14 protein-coding genes are annotated in these 17920 nt (G+C 55.8%); 9 read left to right on the top strand and 5 right to left on the bottom strand.

Annotated elements, in window-relative coordinates:
* Positions 1 to 40: 40 nt before the first annotated feature.
* From E6B08_RS00355 to E6B08_RS00340, 4 genes are all read left to right on the top strand, one after another.
* Complete coding sequence (locus tag E6B08_RS00355) at positions 41 to 1141, top strand: M14 family metallopeptidase (RefSeq protein WP_136912271.1); 1101 nt, start codon at positions 41 to 43, stop codon at positions 1139 to 1141.
* 713 nt (positions 1142 to 1854) lie between these two features.
* A complete protein-coding gene (locus E6B08_RS00350; protein WP_012269857.1) occupies positions 1855 to 2256 on the top strand; it encodes a hypothetical protein in 402 nt (133 codons plus the stop codon).
* Between the two features lie 81 nt (positions 2257 to 2337).
* Positions 2338 to 3000 (top strand): hypothetical protein, encoded by a 663-nt coding sequence (locus E6B08_RS31015; RefSeq protein ID WP_226342902.1) that lies wholly within the window; start codon positions 2338 to 2340, stop codon positions 2998 to 3000.
* A gap of 925 nt (positions 3001 to 3925) precedes the next feature.
* On the top strand, positions 3926 to 4453 hold the full coding sequence (locus E6B08_RS00340; protein ID WP_012269855.1) for a hypothetical protein: 528 nt from the start codon (positions 3926 to 3928) through the stop codon (positions 4451 to 4453).
* A gap of 101 nt (positions 4454 to 4554) precedes the next feature.
* Here the strand turns inward: E6B08_RS00340 and E6B08_RS00335 are convergent, their stop codons facing one another.
* The 3 genes from E6B08_RS00335 to E6B08_RS00325 all read right to left on the bottom strand — a co-directional run bounded on the left by E6B08_RS00335 (position 4555) and on the right by E6B08_RS00325 (position 7502).
* Entirely contained in the window at positions 4555 to 4878 is a 324-nt protein-coding gene (locus E6B08_RS00335; RefSeq protein WP_010951457.1) for a hypothetical protein, read from the bottom strand.
* Between the two features lie 117 nt (positions 4879 to 4995).
* Complete coding sequence (locus E6B08_RS00330; protein WP_136912270.1) at positions 4996 to 5670, bottom strand: heavy metal response regulator transcription factor; 675 nt, start codon at positions 5668 to 5670, stop codon at positions 4996 to 4998.
* Between the two features lie 488 nt (positions 5671 to 6158).
* Entirely contained in the window at positions 6159 to 7502 is a 1344-nt protein-coding gene (locus E6B08_RS00325) for an OprD family porin (protein ID WP_003253422.1), read from the bottom strand.
* A 403-nt stretch (positions 7503 to 7905) separates the two neighbouring features.
* On the opposite strand from E6B08_RS00325, the gene E6B08_RS00320 reads away from it, so the two are divergent.
* The 5 genes from E6B08_RS00320 (at position 7906) to E6B08_RS00300 (ending at position 16368) form a co-directional block, all read left to right on the top strand.
* Entirely contained in the window at positions 7906 to 9177 is a 1272-nt protein-coding gene (locus tag E6B08_RS00320) for a TolC family protein (protein ID WP_010951456.1), read from the top strand.
* 68 nt (positions 9178 to 9245) lie between these two features.
* Complete coding sequence (locus tag E6B08_RS00315; RefSeq protein ID WP_010951455.1) at positions 9246 to 10496, top strand: efflux RND transporter periplasmic adaptor subunit; 1251 nt, start codon at positions 9246 to 9248, stop codon at positions 10494 to 10496.
* A 24-nt stretch (positions 10497 to 10520) separates the two neighbouring features.
* Positions 10521 to 13682 carry a CusA/CzcA family heavy metal efflux RND transporter gene (locus E6B08_RS00310; RefSeq protein WP_010951454.1) on the top strand — a complete coding sequence of 1054 codons (3162 nt, stop codon included), beginning with the start codon at positions 10521 to 10523 and terminating at the stop codon, positions 13680 to 13682.
* Positions 13683 to 13844: 162 nt separating this feature from the next.
* Positions 13845 to 14168 (top strand): DUF2790 domain-containing protein, encoded by a 324-nt coding sequence (locus E6B08_RS00305; RefSeq protein ID WP_136912269.1) that lies wholly within the window; start codon positions 13845 to 13847, stop codon positions 14166 to 14168.
* Between the two features lie 202 nt (positions 14169 to 14370).
* Entirely contained in the window at positions 14371 to 16368 is a 1998-nt protein-coding gene (locus tag E6B08_RS00300; RefSeq protein WP_010951452.1) for a heavy metal translocating P-type ATPase, read from the top strand.
* Between the two features lie 92 nt (positions 16369 to 16460).
* On the opposite strand, the gene E6B08_RS00295 is transcribed toward E6B08_RS00300, so the two are convergent.
* Entirely contained in the window at positions 16461 to 16685 is a 225-nt protein-coding gene (locus E6B08_RS00295; protein WP_010951451.1) for a hypothetical protein, read from the bottom strand.
* A gap of 127 nt (positions 16686 to 16812) precedes the next feature.
* Positions 16813 to 17838, bottom strand: coding sequence for a hypothetical protein (locus E6B08_RS00290; RefSeq protein ID WP_011953109.1), 1026 nt, complete (start codon positions 17836 to 17838; stop codon positions 16813 to 16815).
* Positions 17839 to 17920: the final 82 nt, after the last annotated feature.

The raw sequence follows: 17920 nt of genomic DNA, 5'->3' as shown, positions 1-17920 counted from the left end.
GTCGGCCGGGTCAACCCATGGAATATATTCAGGAGCCGCAATGAACCCTGCTGCCTGTTTCTCACAGACTTATGCACAAGCTCGACAAAAATTCCTCAATGCCTGTGCCGATCGCGGTCTAGCCGTGGAGTCCCATAAGCACCCGTTACTGGGTGCGGAGGGGGAAGAACTGGCGATCGATGTAGCGCGCAGCGGCCCGCTCGATGCCGAGCACGTGATGCTGATCAGCAGTGGCTGCCATGGTGTCGAAGGCTTTTGCGGATCGGCGGTGCAGTTGGCGCTGTTGCAGGACGAGGTCTTCCAGCACCAAGCCAGAGAGGCCCGTTGCGCGGTGGTGTACTTGCACGCAGCCAACCCGTACGGGTTTTCCTGGCTGCGCCGATGGACTCACGAAAATGTCGACTTGAACCGCAACTTTCGAGATTTCAGCCAGGCCCGTTCGCACAACCCCGACTATCCAGCGCTTCATTCGGTGATGATTCCCAAACGCTGGCCGGTGACCTTGGCCAATCGTCTTCACCTGTTTTCAAACCTGCTGAAGATGGGGCGCAAGCGTCTGCAGAAAGCGATCTCAAGTGGGCAACACAGCCATCCCGATGGCCTGTTCTACACCGGCACCGCGCCAACCTGGAGCAACGTCGCGGTGCGTCAAAGCGTTCGCCAACATGCCAGCCGATGCCAACACCTTGTGTGGGTCGATATCCACACAGGGCTAGGACCGAAAGGCCACGGTGAACGCATCTACTCCGGGCCTGCCAACTCGCCCATGCTGGAACGGGCACGGCGTTGGTGGGGGGAGGGCGTTCGCTCCTCGCAGGAAGGTCAGTCGGTGTCGGTGCCGCTGAGCGGGCTAATGGTGTACGGCGCGATGGAGGAGTGCGCGCCGCCAACCTTCACCGCGTTGACCCTGGAATTCGGCACTTTGCCAGGTGCCCAGGTACTCGATGCGTTGCGCGCCGAACAGTGGCTGCACAACAACCCGGGGACCGATGAGCCGAAGCGCCAGCAGATCAAGCGGCAACTGCGCGATGCGTTCTATGTCGACGAAGCACAATGGAAAGAGGATGTTTTGCGCCAGGCGCGAGAAGTCGCCTATCAGGCAATCAATGGCCTGAGCCAAGCGCCATCCTTGGCTCAGTAATGAAAAAGCCCGCTTGCGCGGGCTTTTTGATGAACCTGATGTAGGTTCACAAAATAGGTGATAGGCCAGACCCCGTGAAATTGGAATCTTCGCCATTTTTTTTGTGAAATGAAGGGGTGCTTTTCACAGAAAAGCCGAGAAATCCCTACTCACCAATCACAAAAGTTGATTGGCCTGGAAAGGGCCGTTTACGACCGACGCGTGACTTTTCGGTAAGGGATGAGGAGTAGTCGCAGCGATCCTTTAGCTCCTAGTCTGGCGACCTTGGGTTCAGAATCCGACTGGCAATGCCCGCCGTCACTACTTCAGAGGAACCAGCTTCCTCTGCTGCCAAAATTGCGGGGGGCTCATGCTGGTACCCAGGCCCGACAAATGCGCAGTTGCAGCCCTCAATTGCAAGGCTATCCAAAGCGGCACGCGTGTCAATCAAGATCTGATGCATGACGATGGCCGGCCTCACGGAGGTGAAACCGGAGATTCAGATTGACTAAACCGACCCCGTAGACACCAACCTCCACGAAGGCCGCTATCGACCCAAAGCTGTCCTTCAAGAAAGGCAGCTAACGGCGAGAAGCGGTCATTTTGTATCTACAGGTTTCGGGGCGATTCACTCGTCTGATGCTCAGGAGCACCAGGATGGGCGTCAAGGAGGTGGTCATCTTGAGGTGGACTATGCTGACCAGTTGCTCTCAAATCTAATCGTGAGGTCCTCCATGGCAAACCCCAATCTGCTGGCTCTATTCAGAGATGAAGTCCTTCTGACCGGGCCTGAAAGCTCCCTTCCAAGCAACCTATCTCAGTTCTGGCTTGAGGAGCTCCAGAGTCATCTGGAGAGGTATTTCGACGGTTTGAACTCGGATTCAGATGCAGAAGAGAAGGATCTCGACATCTCTCTCCCACTCGCAGCGATCATCCACATCTTGTTCGCGAAGAATGGTGGGGAGGAGATATCCGAGAGCTCTGAAAAGCTGTACGAGTATTTCCAAGACTACCGGCTCGAACTGGCCCTTGAAGAGATCACGCGAAAGACTCATGTGGCTGCCGAGGCTGCAACCATTGAGACCATCTTCACCAACCGAGATGTCCTGGTGGAACAAGGCCCCCTTCTTCAATAGGTACCTCCACCGATGCCATCGCCGGCGGGCACGCTCCGAGGCATTGATGGAATGCATTTTGACGGCTGCCGAGATCAGCGAATGAAAGAAATTGCTGCGCCGATGTTCGATCTAATCGCTTTGTCGCTTCCACGAGGGTTGGGGTTTGGGGACAGCCCGCCAGTAGGGGCATGGCTTAGTGAGGACGGAATTTCTTGTGCCGCTCTAACCCGAAATATCCATTCCGGCAGCTTCGGAATTGTCACCTTGCGGCGTCGTGTCGATAGCGTGTGGGTGCTCCTCAGCCATAGTGAGCGCACCACTGGCGAGTCTGAAGCCCGCGCCTCAATCAGCCATTTTCTCTATACCCAAGCCCATCCGCTTCCACTCCCTTCAGGTGAACGACGACGTGCTCCTCTAAGCAGAATGGGTAAGCGCACACCAAGCGTGGTGTTCAAATCACTATTTGATCCAAGCCGCCGTATTGGGGCGTGGGCGCTGAATCAACTGTATCTCGCACTGCCATCCCCAGACAGAAATTGGGTTCCCGATTGCCAGACTGAGAATTTTCACACCCGCCTCTGGGAAGCCCACCTATTAGCGATTTTTCGTGAACAGGGACTCTTGGTCACCCAGCCTAAAGAATCACCCGATTTTCACATCGAGAATAGGCTGGGAGATGAGGCCTGGGTTGAAGCAGTGACAGCCAACCCGGAAGAGCGGTATGAGCATTTTGGCGCCTCGCCGGTCCCCCCCACCCGCTGACCGACATGAGCGTTTCTTAGGAGCGGCTGCAGAAAGGTTTGCGAGGACCATCCAAAACAAATTGGACAAGCGTTACGAATCCCTACCGCACGTGGAGGGTAAGCCGCTCATTCTGGCCTTAGCCGATTTCCATGCGCCCAGTTCAATGCTGTGGAGCAGGGAGTCGCTCATCAGCTATCTCTATGGCTTTGCAGTTCACTCATCTGCGCATCGTGGTACGCACCTGATAACTGTGGAGGAAGAGACATCTCTGCTATCAGGGCGCCCCAACGGCCTATTTACGCTAATGGAAAATGCCCATCTTTCAGCGGTCATTTTCACCAATGCCTGCACAGTGCCAAAGCTCAGCCGAGTGCCGATCTCAGGTGGAGCTCATCTAGACGGGTACCGATACTTGCGGTTTGGTGAGTTTTTCGACCGTTCTCCGGGAGCATCACGAGGTATCCCATTTCTGTTGGATGTAGCGTCCAGCGACTACGGTCAGCTCTGGCCGCAATATGGCTACGAGCCGTGGTCTGCTGAAGTGGAGGTATTCCATAACCCTATGGCACTATACCCGGTGCCTAATGAGTTGATACCAGAAGTCACCCACTGGAGAGAAGTAAACGGAAGAGTCGAGTGCGAATCTTTCTTTGATGTATCCATACTCCGATCCAGAACACTCGTCCTCAGTGCAAACGCTAAGGTTCCGTCACTCGATGAGTTGCTGACAGCAGCCAGTCCTCCAGAGCTCTGACGGCGGCGGGGTGGCCGCATCGTTGCCACGCAGGTAGATGAGAATTTCTCAGCAAGCTACCCAGCCAGGGGAAGGACATGAGATCCCCTGCGCAATTCAGGACCGTTGAAGCGTCACCTCTCTTCGGGTAAAAGCATGACCGTCATACAACGCTACAACAGCGTCATACCCGAGAGCATAGGAAGAAAAATGTCGATCCAAGGACTAAAACGATACTTTGGAAACAAGATTCACGCAGTGATAATGATGGCCCCGCTTAAGCGGGAAATGATACGCCTCGGCATATGCACCCTTATGGCGATTATTCTGAATATCATCTTGTATACCGGCGTTGAAGTAGACGGCACCATCAAGCCGTGGGCAGAAACCCCGATAAAACTGTTTGCATCGTCGATGTTATTCGCCTTCATGATCAAGGCTTTTCTGCCAGTTCTCGGCTGGACGATACTGAAAGCAATGCTGTTGAGTGCGAACAATGCCTTCAGCGGCATACTGAGTTTTTTGGGCAATCAGTTCACAGGCGTCATGTACTGTACCGGAATTATTATGGGTTCTATCACGATTAAATTGTATATGGTTTCCGGGGTTTTAGACTCTGAGTTTGCTTATCTGTCCGCAATCGTATTTGCTTCCGGGGTTTTATATTTCTATGTGCTGCAATGCGCCATTCAAAAAACAATGAGTCCGGCCCTGCGTACACCAGCAGTACCGCGTTAAACCACTAGGCTGTGACTATTCATCTCTGGTGCTCAGTAGGCGCTCGCTCTGCTGAACCCTCACCCATACACAACCATTAATGGACTGGCCCGCCTTCGACTTTATGAAGAAGGCGAGCGAGCACGTGACTGATTGCGCATGTATTCCGAGATGAGACTTTCGAAATTGATGTCCGCCTCCTCAACGAGAATATTGACGTGACAGTACAGCTCTTCAGGACCTCTGAGATAATTGAAAATCCTTGATCTAACGATGCCGCAAACCCCTTCTTTGACCGCCGTAGAGGGGAGGTTGATAACATCGCCAACGCACGGGATAAGAGCTAGGCCATGGTCGCTGTTGAAGACAATGTCAGCTGGACAGGCATCAATGCTGGCATCGGATTGTCCTTGCGAAACCTGCTGATAATCAATGCTATACCTCATGTACAGCCTACCTCATTTGTTGAGTGAGGAATCAGCGCCGCGGATCGTAAACAGAAACCTCAAGTTCGCAAGCGACGGGAGCATGTAGCGGATTTTCGGTACTAGAGAGCTTGGCAACTATCGTTTTTCAAGCACATACCCTACGCCCCGAAGCGTATGTATCAGTTTGGTCTCGAAAGGGTCATCTATCTTGGCTCTGAGTCTTCGAATCGACACCTCTACAACGTTTGTGTCGCAGTCAAAATTCATATCCCAAACCTGCGAAATAATTTGGGTGCGGCTCAGCACCACACCGGTATTACGCATCAGGTAATGCAGTAACGCGAATTCTTTCGTGGTCAGGTCAATGCGCTGACCGTCCCTGAATGCCCTGTGCCGGCTCTGATCAAGCTCCAGGTCAGCGACGCGAATGACCTCTACGGATCCAGGGTGATCTGACCTGCGCATCAAGGCGCGAACCCGGGCCAGCAGCTCAGGGAACTCAAATGGCTTGATCAGGTAGTCATCTGCTCCGTTCTCCAGCCCCCGGACCTTATCCGCCAGCCGGCTTCTCGCCGTCAGCATCATGATACGGGAAGGGCAGTTTTTACGACGCAACAACTCAAGGACCTGCCAACCGTCCATCTCTGGCAGATTTATATCCAGGATAATCAGCTCATATTCGTGCTGCTTAGCCAAGAATAATCCATCTGACCCGGTGTGGACGCAATCTACGACATAGCCACATTCCGTCAGACCTTGACGCACATACTCCGCAGTTTTTACTTCATCCTCAATTACCAGAATTCGCATGGGATTTTGTCTCGATATCACTGAGCAATTAACCGCGCACGCGCGCCGGCATTATTGAAAGGGATGGTAAATCAAAATGAGCGTGCCGGGGCTCAAATGACGGATTTGTAATTTCTAGGTAATACAGTTGATAGTCTGGCGGTATATCTTGTCGCGGTTTGGGTTTGACAGTTGCGGGCCCTCTCTCCAGCAGGTGATTTGACCTTATGAAGTATTGGGTTATTTTCTTCTTTGTGCTGGCTTCGTTCCGCTCAGATGACGGCGAGGTCGCTCACATTGAAGAGACTGGTCATTGGTGTAGTCATGAACTTCACCGGCATGCGATGCGTACAATCGAACGCCTACTTGAATTTTAGGCAAAAAAAGGCGCCCAATGGGCGCCAAATATCCACCTTTTACCAAAGGAGCACTTAAGCCACTCAAGGTGAATTCGTAATGCTCGTTTTACTAATAGGACCAGTTAATGAATAACTGGTCCAGTTAGCGAATTACAGAATCGAAAGCGGGTACTCAATGATCACACGGGTTTCATCCAGATCCGATTCGAATGCAGTGGCACGTGTGGTTGCCTGGCGCAACCGGAAGGACAGATCTTTTGCTGGACCGGTTTGGACAACGTATTTGACTTCGACGTCACGCTCCCAACGCTTCTGATTGTCGAGCGGGTTGCCGTTGTCATCAGTGCGCATGTAGAACTGGTTAGCGTTCGAGTAATCCGCGCCCGAGCCTCTGGCGTAGCGGGTCATGAACGTCAGGCCTGGAATGCCGTAGCTGGTGAAGTTCAGGTCATAGCGCAGCATCCAGGAACGCTCTTTCGGCGAGTTGAAGTCGCTGTACTGGATGGAGTTGTCGACGAAAATCGAGTCCGACTGACGCAGGTAGTCAAAATCGTCGTCGCCGTTGTTGCGCTGGTGCGACAGGGCTAGGGTATGGGCACCGTAACGCACGCCGACCTTGGCACTCCAGATGTTGTTGTCGAATTCACCCAGGCGCTTCTTACCTTCATCTACGGCTTTGTAGTAGTTGAAGCCACCGATCAGCGCCAGATCGTCGCTCAGCGGGTAAACCACGCTGGTGCCGGCGTAGTACTGATTCCAGACGTCTTTCAGCTGGCTGGCGTAGACGCTCACAGTCCAGTTGTCGTTGATCGAGTAGTCACCGCCACCGTAACCGATCCATGGCGAGTTGACCGGGCCGCCGTAGAACGTCACGAAGTTGTCGTTCAGGTTGCTTGAGACCGGCTGGCTCATCGCATGCAGACGACCACCCTGCAGGGTGAGGCCTTGGATGCTGGTGTTCTCAACGGTCACGCCGCGGAAGCTTTCTGGCAGCAGGCGAGAGTCGCCGGATGCAACGACCGGAGTCGATGGGAAAACATCACCTACTTTCACGATGGTATCGAACAAGCGGACTTTGGCTGCGCCGCCGACCTTGGTGTATTCGTCGCGAGCTTCGCCCTTGTTATCAACGGGTAGCACGTCGAAGGAGCTACGGCCGCCGTTGCGCCCATCACCGGTGTCGAGCTTGAGGCCGATCATGGCGAAGGCATCAACGCCAAAGCCAACGGTTCCCTGGGTAAACCCAGAGTTGAATTTGCTGATGATCGCGTGCGCCCAGGCTTCGGAGTAGCCGTTGGTGTTGCCCTTGCCACTGTTATAAGTGGGGGCAGTGCTGTCGCGGTTATCACGGTTGAAGTAGAAGTTACGGTTCAGCACTGTAAGGCTGCTGCCTTCAATGAAGCCTTCTGGCTTGTCTTCTGCCTGTGCCGAAATAGCATAGCTTCCAGACAGCGCAGAAACTGCCGCCAAATACAGTGGTACTTTGATTTTCATCCGATGCTCCTTTGATTCACGGCAGTTTTTATTATGTTTACCGGCGCGGGTGTCGTTAATTGTTCTGACCAGGCGGCGCGCCTAGCGTAGCGCGAGCTCATATTTGCAGGCCGAAGATAACGGGGGGGTGATAGGAAAATTACAATTTCGTCATCTACCTGTTGTTCGGGCCTTCGCACCGCGTGTTTGCCATCTCCGTTGCTTGTAACGAAATCATCGTGTCGGGTTTGGTTTCCCAGTATTTTCGGGCATTACAGGACATTCTTACGGAATTGTAATTTTCTAGCCACCCCTCTGATAGCTACCGCTCATTAGAGTGCCATCACCTAATCAAGTGGGGCTTGGCAGCTGTTTCGGCGTTCTCGCCAAGCTTTATCGAAGTTTGTGCACGAGGACCATCAAAGTGCCCCGGTATAACCGCAATGTCTTACCCAAGACCCCCGTCTCGCCCTGGAAGATCGCTGCACTCTGTGCAGTCATCTCTGGGTTGATGGCGCCTGCAGCCCTTGCCCAAAGCATCAGCTTGCCCCAGGCGCTTTCGACGGCCATGGATGCCAACCCAGACCTGGCCGCGGCCAGGCAAGAAATTGGGATCGCTGATGGTGCTCGCAAGCAGGCCGGGCTTATCCCCAACCCCACAATCTCGTATGACGTGGAAGACACCCGTCGTAACACCAGCCAGACGACTGTCTCTCTCAGCCAGACCCTTGAGCTGGGCGGTAAGCGGGGGGCTCGTGTTGACGTCGCCACATACGGGCAGACCGCCGCACAGCTTGAGTTAGACCGTCGCGTTAACGGCCTGCGTGCAGATGTCGTCCAAGCCTTTTACGCCGCGTTGCGGGCCCAGACAGGTCTCGACCTGGCCAAGCAATCTCTCGAACTGACTGAGCGCGGTCTTCGCATCGTCGATGGCCGTGTTCGCGCAGGTAAGTCGTCCCCAGTGGAGGCGACCCGCGCTCAAGTGCAACTGGCCGAAGCCCAGCTGCAAGTTCGACGTGCAGAAACGGAAAAAGCGACCGCTTACCAACAGCTCGCTCAAATTACCGGGAGCTCAGTCACCGTGTTTGATCGACTCGAATCGCCAACCCTCTCCCCGGGCTTGCCACCTCGCACTGAAGATCTGCTGGCTAAGCTCGACCAAACAGCAGAAATGCGTCAGGCCGTGGTGCAGATAGACAAGAGCGATGCCTCGCTCGGCTCAGAGAAAGCTCAGCGTATCCCGAACCTTACTGTCAGTGTAGGTAGCCAGTACGACCGCTCTGTGCGCGAGCGGGTCAACACTGTGGGCCTGTCTATGCCTTTGCCGCTGTTCGATCGTAACCAGGGCAACATTCTTTCCGCTTCTCGTCGTGCAGATCAGGCCCGGGACCAGCGCAATGCTGTTGAGCTGCGCCTGCGCACCGAAACCCAAACCGCGTTGAACCAATGGTCCACCGCCATGCAGGAGGTCGAGTCCTACGACAAGACCATTCTGCCTTCAGCCCAACAAGCCGTAGAGACCGCAACCCGCGGCTTCGAGATGGGCAAATTCGGTTTCATCGAAGTGCTGGATGCCCAGCGCACCTTGATCGTCGCTCGTGGCCAATACCTCGAATCGTTGGCAGCGGCGACCAATGCGCGTGCGCAGGTGGAAAGGGTTTATGGCGAAGTCGGCTCAACCGCCGGCACTCGCTGAACGGGCCAAACATTTTCTTCGGCACACAGCCTTGAACAAGCCGGTGCCTACGATCAGCAGGAGTAGCAATGGATAACAAACGCAAGATCGCCCTCGCGGTAGCCGCTGTGGCAGCCCTCGGATTTGGCAGCCTTGCCTGGAACAACAGTTCCGGACAGCAGGCCGCCAGTACTGCCGAGCATGGCGCTAACGATGGCCATGGCGACGAAAAGAAAGCCGCATCTGCCGCCAAAGAGGAAGGTGATGAGGGCCATGGTGAAGAAGGCCACAGCGAAGAGGGCGGTGAAGAAGAGGGCAAGCTGACGCTCAGCGCTGAACAGATCAAGGCCGCTGGTGTTGCCCTGGAAGCTGCAGCGCCTCGTGACCTCGGTACCGTCGTGAGCTTCCCTGGCGAAATTCGCTTCGACGAAGATCGTACTGCCCACGTGGTTCCTCGTGTTCCTGGCGTTGTTGAGGCTGTCCAGGCCAACCTGGGCGAGACGGTCAAGAAAGGGCAAGTCCTCGCGGTAATCGCCAGCCAGCAGATCTCTGACCTGCGCAGCGAACAACAGGCCGCACAGCGTCGCGTCGAACTGGCGCGTGTGACCTTCGAACGTGAGAAGCAACTGTGGCAGGACAAGATCTCTGCAGAGCAAGACTACCTCCAAGCACGCCAAGCGCTGCAAGAAGCGGAGATCTCCTTGGCCAACGCCAAGCAGAAGGTCGGCGCAATCGGTGCCTCGGTTAACTCCGTTGGCGGTAATCGTTACGAGCTCCGCGCTCCCTTCGACGCCGTGGTAGTGGAGAAACACCTGACCGTCGGCGAAGTCGTCAGCGAGGCGACCAACGCCTTCATCCTTTCCGACCTGAATCAGGTCTGGGCGACCTTCGCAGTTCCGCCGACAGATCTGGGCAAGGTCACGACTGGCCGTGCAGTGAAAGTCTCTTCGCCTGACATGAACGTCGAGGTCGAAGGGAAGGTGGGTTATGTCGGCAGCCTGCTGGGCGAGCAAAACCGTGCAGCTACTGTCCGCGTCACCTTGACCAACCCCAACGGCGCCTGGCGTCCAGGCCTGTTCGTAAACATTGCGGTCACCTCCCAGACCGATCGAGTTGCCGTAGCGGTCCCTGAGCACGCTGTGCAGACCGTTGAAGACAAACCTTCGGTATTCGTACGCACCCCAGATGGCTTTGACACCCGCCCGGTAAAACTGGGTCGCCGCGACAATGGGTACGTGGAAATCATCGACGGTATTGAAGCCGGCGCCCAGGTAGCAACCAGTGGCAGCTTCACACTCAAGTCCGAGCTCGGCAAAGCTTCTGCCGAACACGGTCACTGATGCGAACTGACAGGATGATTTCTCATGTTTGAACGTATCATCAGATTCGCCATCGAGCAGCGCATCGTAGTAATGATCGCCGTTCTGATCATGGCGGGTATCGGTATCTACAGCTATCAAAAGCTGCCCATCGATGCGGTACCCGATATCACCAACGTCCAGGTGCAGATCAACACTGCAGCGCCTGGTTACTCGCCCTTGGAAACCGAACAACGGATCACGTTTCCAGTTGAAACGGCCATGGCCGGTCTCCCGGGCCTTCAGCAGACCCGTTCCCTGTCTCGCTCTGGCCTGTCTCAGGTCACCGTGATCTTCAAGGATGGCACTGACATCTTCTTTGCCCGCCAGTTGATCAACGAGCGGCTGCAGGTTGCGAAGGAACAGCTGCCAGAAGGTGTAGAGGCCGTCATGGGTCCGGTATCTACCGGCCTCGGCGAGATCTTCCTGTGGACTGTTGAAGCCGAAGATGGCGCGGTCAAAGAGGACGGTACGCCGTACACCCCGACCGACCTGCGCGTGATCCAGGACTGGATCATCAAGCCTCAGCTGCGTAACGTCCCGGGTGTGGCCGAGATCAATACCATCGGCGGTTATGCCAAGCAGTTCCTGGTTGCGCCGGATCCAAAGCGCCTGGCTACCTACAAGCTGACACTCAATGACCTGGTCGCAGCGTTGGAAAGTAACAACGCCAACGTCGGTGCCGGCTACATCGAGCGTAATGGTGAACAGTTGCTCATCCGTGCACCGGGTCAGGTAGGCAATATCGAAGACATCGCCAACATCGTGATCACCAGTGTGGATGGTGCACCGATTCGCATCAGCAGCGTTGCTGACGTCAGCATCGGTAAAGAGCTCCGTACAGGTGCTGCTACTGAGAACGGCCGCGAAGTCGTGCTCGGTACCGTGTTCATGCTGATTGGTGAAAACAGCCGCACCGTATCTCAAGCTGTCGCCGCCAAATTGGCGGACATCAACCGCACCCTGCCAAAGGGCGTGGTGGCTGTGACTGTTTACGACCGTACCAACCTGGTTGAAAAAGCCATCGCGACGGTGAAGAAGAACCTGGTGGAAGGCGCGATCCTGGTTATCGCCATTCTGTTCCTGTTCCTCGGCAACATCCGTGCGGCTCTGATCACCGCGATGGTGATTCCGCTGTCCATGCTGTTCACCTTCACAGGCATGTTCAACAACAAGGTCAGTGCCAACTTAATGAGTTTGGGGGCACTCGACTTCGGCATCATCGTCGACGGTGCCGTGGTTATTGTAGAAAACGCGATCCGTCGACTGGCTCATGCGCAACATAAGCATGGCCGCATGCTCACCAAAACCGAACGCTTCCACGAGGTCTTTGCCGCGGCGCGAGAAGCTCGCCGGCCGCTGATCTTCGGTCAGCTGATCATCATGGTGGTGTACCTGCCGATCTTCGCCCTCACCGGCGTCGAAGGCAAAATGTTCCACCCGATGGCCTTCACCGTTGTGATGGCGCTGCTGGGTGCAATGGTCCTGTCCGTTACCTTTGTTCCTGCAGCTATTGCCATGTTCGTCACTGGCAAGGTGAAGGAAGAGGAAGGCGTGGTCATGCGCACAGCTCGACTGCGCTATGAACCGGTTCTGCAATGGGTGCTGGGACATCGGAACATCGCTTTCTCGGCCGCAGTAGCCTTGGTCGTGCTCAGTGGTTTGCTGGCAAGTCGTATGGGTAGCGAGTTCATCCCAAGCCTCAGTGAGGGTGACTTTGCGATGCAGGCCATGCGTGTGCCTGGAACGAGCCTCACTCAATCTGTCGAGATGCAGCAGCGTCTGGAGAAAGCGGTGATTGCGCAGGTGCCTGAAGTTGAGCGGATGTTCGCACGCTCGGGTACCGCAGAAATTGCATCTGACCCGATGCCGCCGAACGCCTCTGACGCCTACATCATGCTCAAGCCTCAGGATCAGTGGCCTAACCCGAAGAAGCCTCGTGATGAGCTGATTGCTGAAGTGCAGAAGGCCGCAGCGGGTGTTCCAGGAAGCAACTACGAGTTGTCGCAGCCAATCCAACTGCGTTTCAACGAGCTGATTTCGGGCGTGCGTAGTGACGTCGCTGTGAAAGTCTTCGGCGATGACATGGACGTGCTCAACAACACCGCCAACAAGATCGCGGCAGCGCTCAAAGCGGTCCCGGGCTCATCGGAAGTGAAAGTTGAGCAGACATCCGGCCTGCCGGTGCTGACCATCAACATTGACCGCGAAAAAGCAGCACGCTACGGCCTGAACATCGCGGATGTTCAGAACTCGATCGCTATCGCCGTGGGTGGCCGTCAGGCCGGCACGCTGTATGAGGGCGACCGTCGGTTCGACATGGTAGTACGCCTACCAGAGACCGTTCGCACCGACGTAGCGGGTATGTCCAGCTTGCTGATCCCGGTACCTGCCAATGCGGCACAGGGTGCCAATCAGATCGGCTTCATCCCGCTGTCCCAGGTCGCCAATCTGGACCTGCAACTGGGCCCGAACCAAATCAGCCGCGAGAACGGCAAACGTCTGGTTATCGTCAGCGCCAACGTTCGAGGCCGCGATCTGGGGTCCTTCGTTGAGGAGGCGACCGCATCGCTGGACAAGAAGGTGCAAATCCCTGCGGGCTACTGGACGACTTGGGGGGGCCAGTTCGAGCAGCTGCAGTCGGCTGCCAAACGCCTGCAGATCGTTGTTCCAGTCGCCTTGCTGCTGGTCATGACCTTGTTGTTCCTGATGTTCAACAACCTGAAGGACGGCATGCTGGTCTTCACCGGTATTCCATTCGCACTCACCGGTGGTGTTGTGGCGTTGTGGCTGCGGGACATCCCACTGTCGATCTCGGCAGGTGTCGGCTTCATTGCACTGTCCGGCGTTGCAGTACTGAACGGCCTGGTGATGATTGCCTTCATCCGCGGGCTAAGGGAGGAGGGACGAACGCTCAGACAGGCAGTCGATGAAGGTGCATTGACCCGTCTGCGACCTGTTCTGATGACAGCCTTGGTAGCGTCCCTGGGCTTCATCCCGATGGCTTTGGCCACCGGCACCGGTGCCGAAGTTCAGCGGCCATTGGCGACGGTGGTGATTGGCGGGATCCTGTCCTCCACCGCACTGACCTTGCTGGTACTGCCTGCCCTGTATCACTGGGCACACCGCAAGGATGAAGACGGCGACGAGGCCGAAGTGGTTAGCTAACAGCCTCCGCTAAAGAGAAGCCCACAACACGTGTTGTGGGCTTTTTTGTTTAAAGTGAAGTAGATGCACTTACCTTTCAAAATTGTAAGTTTCTCGTCATGCCGGTGATGCCTATGCATTGCTAAGGTTACGCCCGAGAAGTTTTGAAATTGAGAGGGTTTTATGAAAAAGCTAATTATCGCTGCTGCACTTGTTGTTTTCTCGGTGGCTTCGCAGGCCAACACTTTCTCCGAGAGCAAGCAGCTTCAATACACCAAGGAACACCAGACCGCAGTGGCCAAGTACGCGGAGAAAAATGGCAAGCCAATGCCAGAGATTCAGGATTACAAATATGGCATGAAGATAGACGTTGCGAAATTCGTACGTCAGTCGCAGGCCCCCCGTACCTGCCAGGTCTATCCACGGTTGATGACCTTCGAGGACTCCCAGGGCACGCTCAAGACTGTTCGTTACTCGATGTATTCGCAATGCATCAACAACAAGTAGTAAACGATTTGAACAGAACAATTAGAGAATTCATAAATGCCAGGCAGTGCCTGGCATTTTTTATTACGCCCGATACCCCATAGCTTCGAAATGTTAACGCCTGGGCTCGGGCAAACCGTGCAATAGATCTTAGCCAACCAACAGAGACGGCTCCCCAACTGCAGAGGGCAATTGGAAGCCTTGACCCCAGAAGGGACGAGTTATGAAGAGTTTGCTTGAACGCCCTGATGACCAAGCCGGGCATGAAGGTCATAGCCATGAGCATGGCGGCATTTTTGGAATGAACACAGAGCTGATTTTCGCGCTGATCTGTGGTGCTCTCCTGGGTGCCGGAGCTCTCGCAGGAAAACTTGGCCTGATTGATCGTCTGCCTCTGATTCTGTACGTGTCGGCCTACGTGTTCGGTGGATGGTTCACCACTAAGGAAGCGGTTACCAACATCCGTCAGAAACGCTTCGAGATCGACTCGCTGATGCTTCTCGCCGCAGTCGGTGCCGCGAGCATCGGCGCCTGGGCGGAGGGGGCTCTGCTGCTGTTCCTGTTCAGTCTGGGGCATTCCCTTGAAAGCTACGCGATGGGGCGGGCCAAGAAAGCGATTGAGGCACTGTCCAAGCTCGCACCAGCCACCGCGATCGTACGCAGAGCAAATGGCACGGTGGAGATGCCCGTGGAGCTGCTGGTTCCCGGTGACGTTGTCATCGTGCGCCCCAATGACCGCCTGCCGGCCGATGGTTTTGTAGTCGTAGGCTCCTCAAGTATCAACCAGGCGCCAGTAACCGGTGAGAGCGTCCCCGTGGACAAGCAACCTGTTCCTGATGCCGAACTCGCACGCAGCAAGCCAGATGCAGTGGATGCAGCCTCGAAAGTCTTCGCCGGTACCATCAATGGCGAAACGCTCATCGAGGTTGAGGTAACACGGCGCTCTACGGAGAGTACCTTGGCGCGGGTCATCAAGATGGTCAGTGAAGCCGAAGTCAGGAAGTCACCGACCCAGCGATTCACGGACCGCTTCCAACGCATATTCGTCCCGTTGGTTTTACTGCTGGTAGTCGGGCTGCTATTTGCCGGCATTTTCCTTGACGAGCCGTTCCGTGACTCGTTCTACCGGGCGATGGCCGTACTGGTTGCAGCCAGCCCCTGCGCGCTCGCGATCGCTACACCAAGCGCCATTCTCTCTGGCATCGCCAGGGCAGCCCGAGGTGGCGTGCTGATCAAGGGCGGTGCGCCACTTGAAGAGCTTGGATCATTGAATGCCATGGCATTCGACAAGACCGGTACCCTGACCGAAGGGCGCCCACGTATCACCGATGTAATACCCATAGGCGGCACGCAGATCGAGGATCTGCTAAACGTCGCCATCGCTGTGGAGTCGATGAGCGACCATCCGCTGGCTGCGGCAATTGTGCGTGACGGTGAAGAGATGATTGGCACACGGCGCCGATTCCAAGCCAAGAACATGAGCAACATGATTGGCCGCGGCGTGCGTGCTGAGCTTGATGGGCAGTTCGTCTGGATTGGCAAGGTCGAGATGTTCGGTACCAATGGTATTCCCGCACTCAGCAAGGCAGCCCTGGAGGCTGCGGAGCGTCTACGTCAGTCAGGCCGTACCACCATGGTGGTACGGCGTGCTGACAAGGATCTGGGCGCTATCGGGCTATTGGACACACCCCGGGAGGGGGCCAAAGAGGCACTCCAGAAGCTTAGAGAGATGGGCATCGAACGCATGGTCATGATTTCTGGAGACCACAACCGCGTTGCAGAGGCTGTAGCCAAACAAGTTGGCTTAGATGAAGCGTGGGGAGACCTGATGCCGGAAGACAAGGTCAAGGCCATCAAAAACCTGCGCCTTAGCGCCAAGGTGGCCATGGTGGGTGACGGCGTCAATGATGCCCCTGCCATGGCCAGTTCGAGCGTTGGTATCGCAATGGGGGCTGCTGGATCTGATGTTGCCCTGGAAACGGCTGATATCGCGCTTATGGCTGACGACATCAGGCAACTCCCATTTGCGGTGGGGCTGAGCCGTCACACGCGATCGATCATCCACCAGAATCTGTTCGTCAGCTTGGGGATTGTGGCCATCCTGGTTCCGTCCACCATCATGGGCTTGAGCATTGGTGCCGCTGTTGCGATCCATGAGGGCTCCACACTGTTGGTCGTCTTCAACGCCTTGCGCCTGTTGGCCTACCGCAGAAGCACCTGATCCCTGAGCTTCAATCATGAAGCTAAGCAGGGAAATGACCTGAAGTAGAAGTACGGGTCGTGCGCGATCAGCGCACGACCCGTACTTTTCTCTCACTCGTCGATCCCGATGCGCTTGAGGCTTTCAAGGGCCTTTCCGCACTCAGGTGAGCCATGCCGTAAGCCGCAGGCCAATGCAGCTTTGAGGCTCATGACACCGGCTACGAAACCGACTTGATTGCCGACTCCGTGTCCGTCCGCAAATCCCTGATCATACGCAATCTCGACAAGCGCATTGATCGCCGCCAGGGTGTCCTGTTTGTTTTTACTCTTTTGCATATCTACTCCGCGAGCATTCAGCTCATATCGCTCGGTTAGGTGGCGGCGCCTTCAGGTTTGGGGTGAGCGAATCCCGCTCCCATAGCCAATCCCTAACGGGGGGCTCAGCCCGCCACCGTAAGGAAAATCAGCTATTGAGAGCAGATGACTCGTTTTGGTCACCCGTGCTGCTCGCCTCACCGCATTGGCACTGAGTGGGTACATCCGGGTAGTCGCTGTGATTCTCAATGAACAGCGTTCGGCAGGTTTCGCACCCATAGATCCGGGGCAGGGATTTAAGGCCGCTCGGAAGCACGTCACTCAGAGGCTCGTTATGCCAAGGAGCCCCGTCAAGGATTCTTGAACGCAGGATGTTTCCCAGGCGCCAGGTGTCACTTTGTGCGCGCCAGGACCACATCGGCGCAGAAAGCGAATACTGGATGAAGGTCTCTTGTGACTGCCTGGATAGCGGGTACTTGGGGCGGGTCCAGCCGGAATCGATGATGCTGAACCCCATGCCCATTTCTGCGCTCGGGTGGGTCTTTTCACCAAAGAAACGGTCATGCGTCGCTGGAGCCGTCGCATGATGGTCAGTCGGTGGGAATACCCACAGATAACACTCATCCCGGTTGACCATGCTGATGAGCTCGCTTGGCCCCCGCATGGGGGAATTTGCAGCCAGGGCGAAGCGATCCTTCCACGACATTTTGGGAGGCGGCGCAATACCAGCAGCGATGGCCAACGTGGCAGTCTTGGGGACGAAGCGATCGCCTAGCTCGTTCAGATCCAGGTTCTTGCAGAGAGCCTTGAAGGCCTTTTTGCGAGTCTTCGAGCTGAAGGAGGGGTCAAGGAGCAGGCGAACCTGGTTCACGCCGATTCCCGCAGTTCGTAGCACCTCAATGACTTCTTCAGCCACACCGACTGCTTGAAGATCGGTCAATCCTAAGCACGTTTTCGCCCGCTCGACCGCCGCGTAGAGGTTGTACTGCCGTGTCTCGTTGTCACGACAGACCTGAATTGGCAGCTTGTCTTGGATGGCAACTTGCGGTGCAACGGAGCCGATGGCCGCGTGGAACAGCTGGTGGAGGTGCAGATGAGAGTACGGGCGGCCAGAAGCCGAGAACGAGGCGTGCAGCTGAGCAGCGAGAGGTTGAAGCAGCTTTTTTGCAGACATGACTATCCCCTAATGAGCGACGTTGGGGTAGCTGCGCTTGTAGGGCCGTTAGACGCGAAGCTGGACGTCGAATCAGGTTCAA

Origin of the sequence: Pseudomonas putida (assembly GCF_005080685.1) — a bacterium.
GTDB lineage: Bacteria > Pseudomonadota > Gammaproteobacteria > Pseudomonadales > Pseudomonadaceae > Aquipseudomonas > Aquipseudomonas putida_V.
The sequence above is the reverse complement of the archived record's forward strand: the minus strand, read 5'-3'. Positions and strand labels throughout refer to the sequence as shown.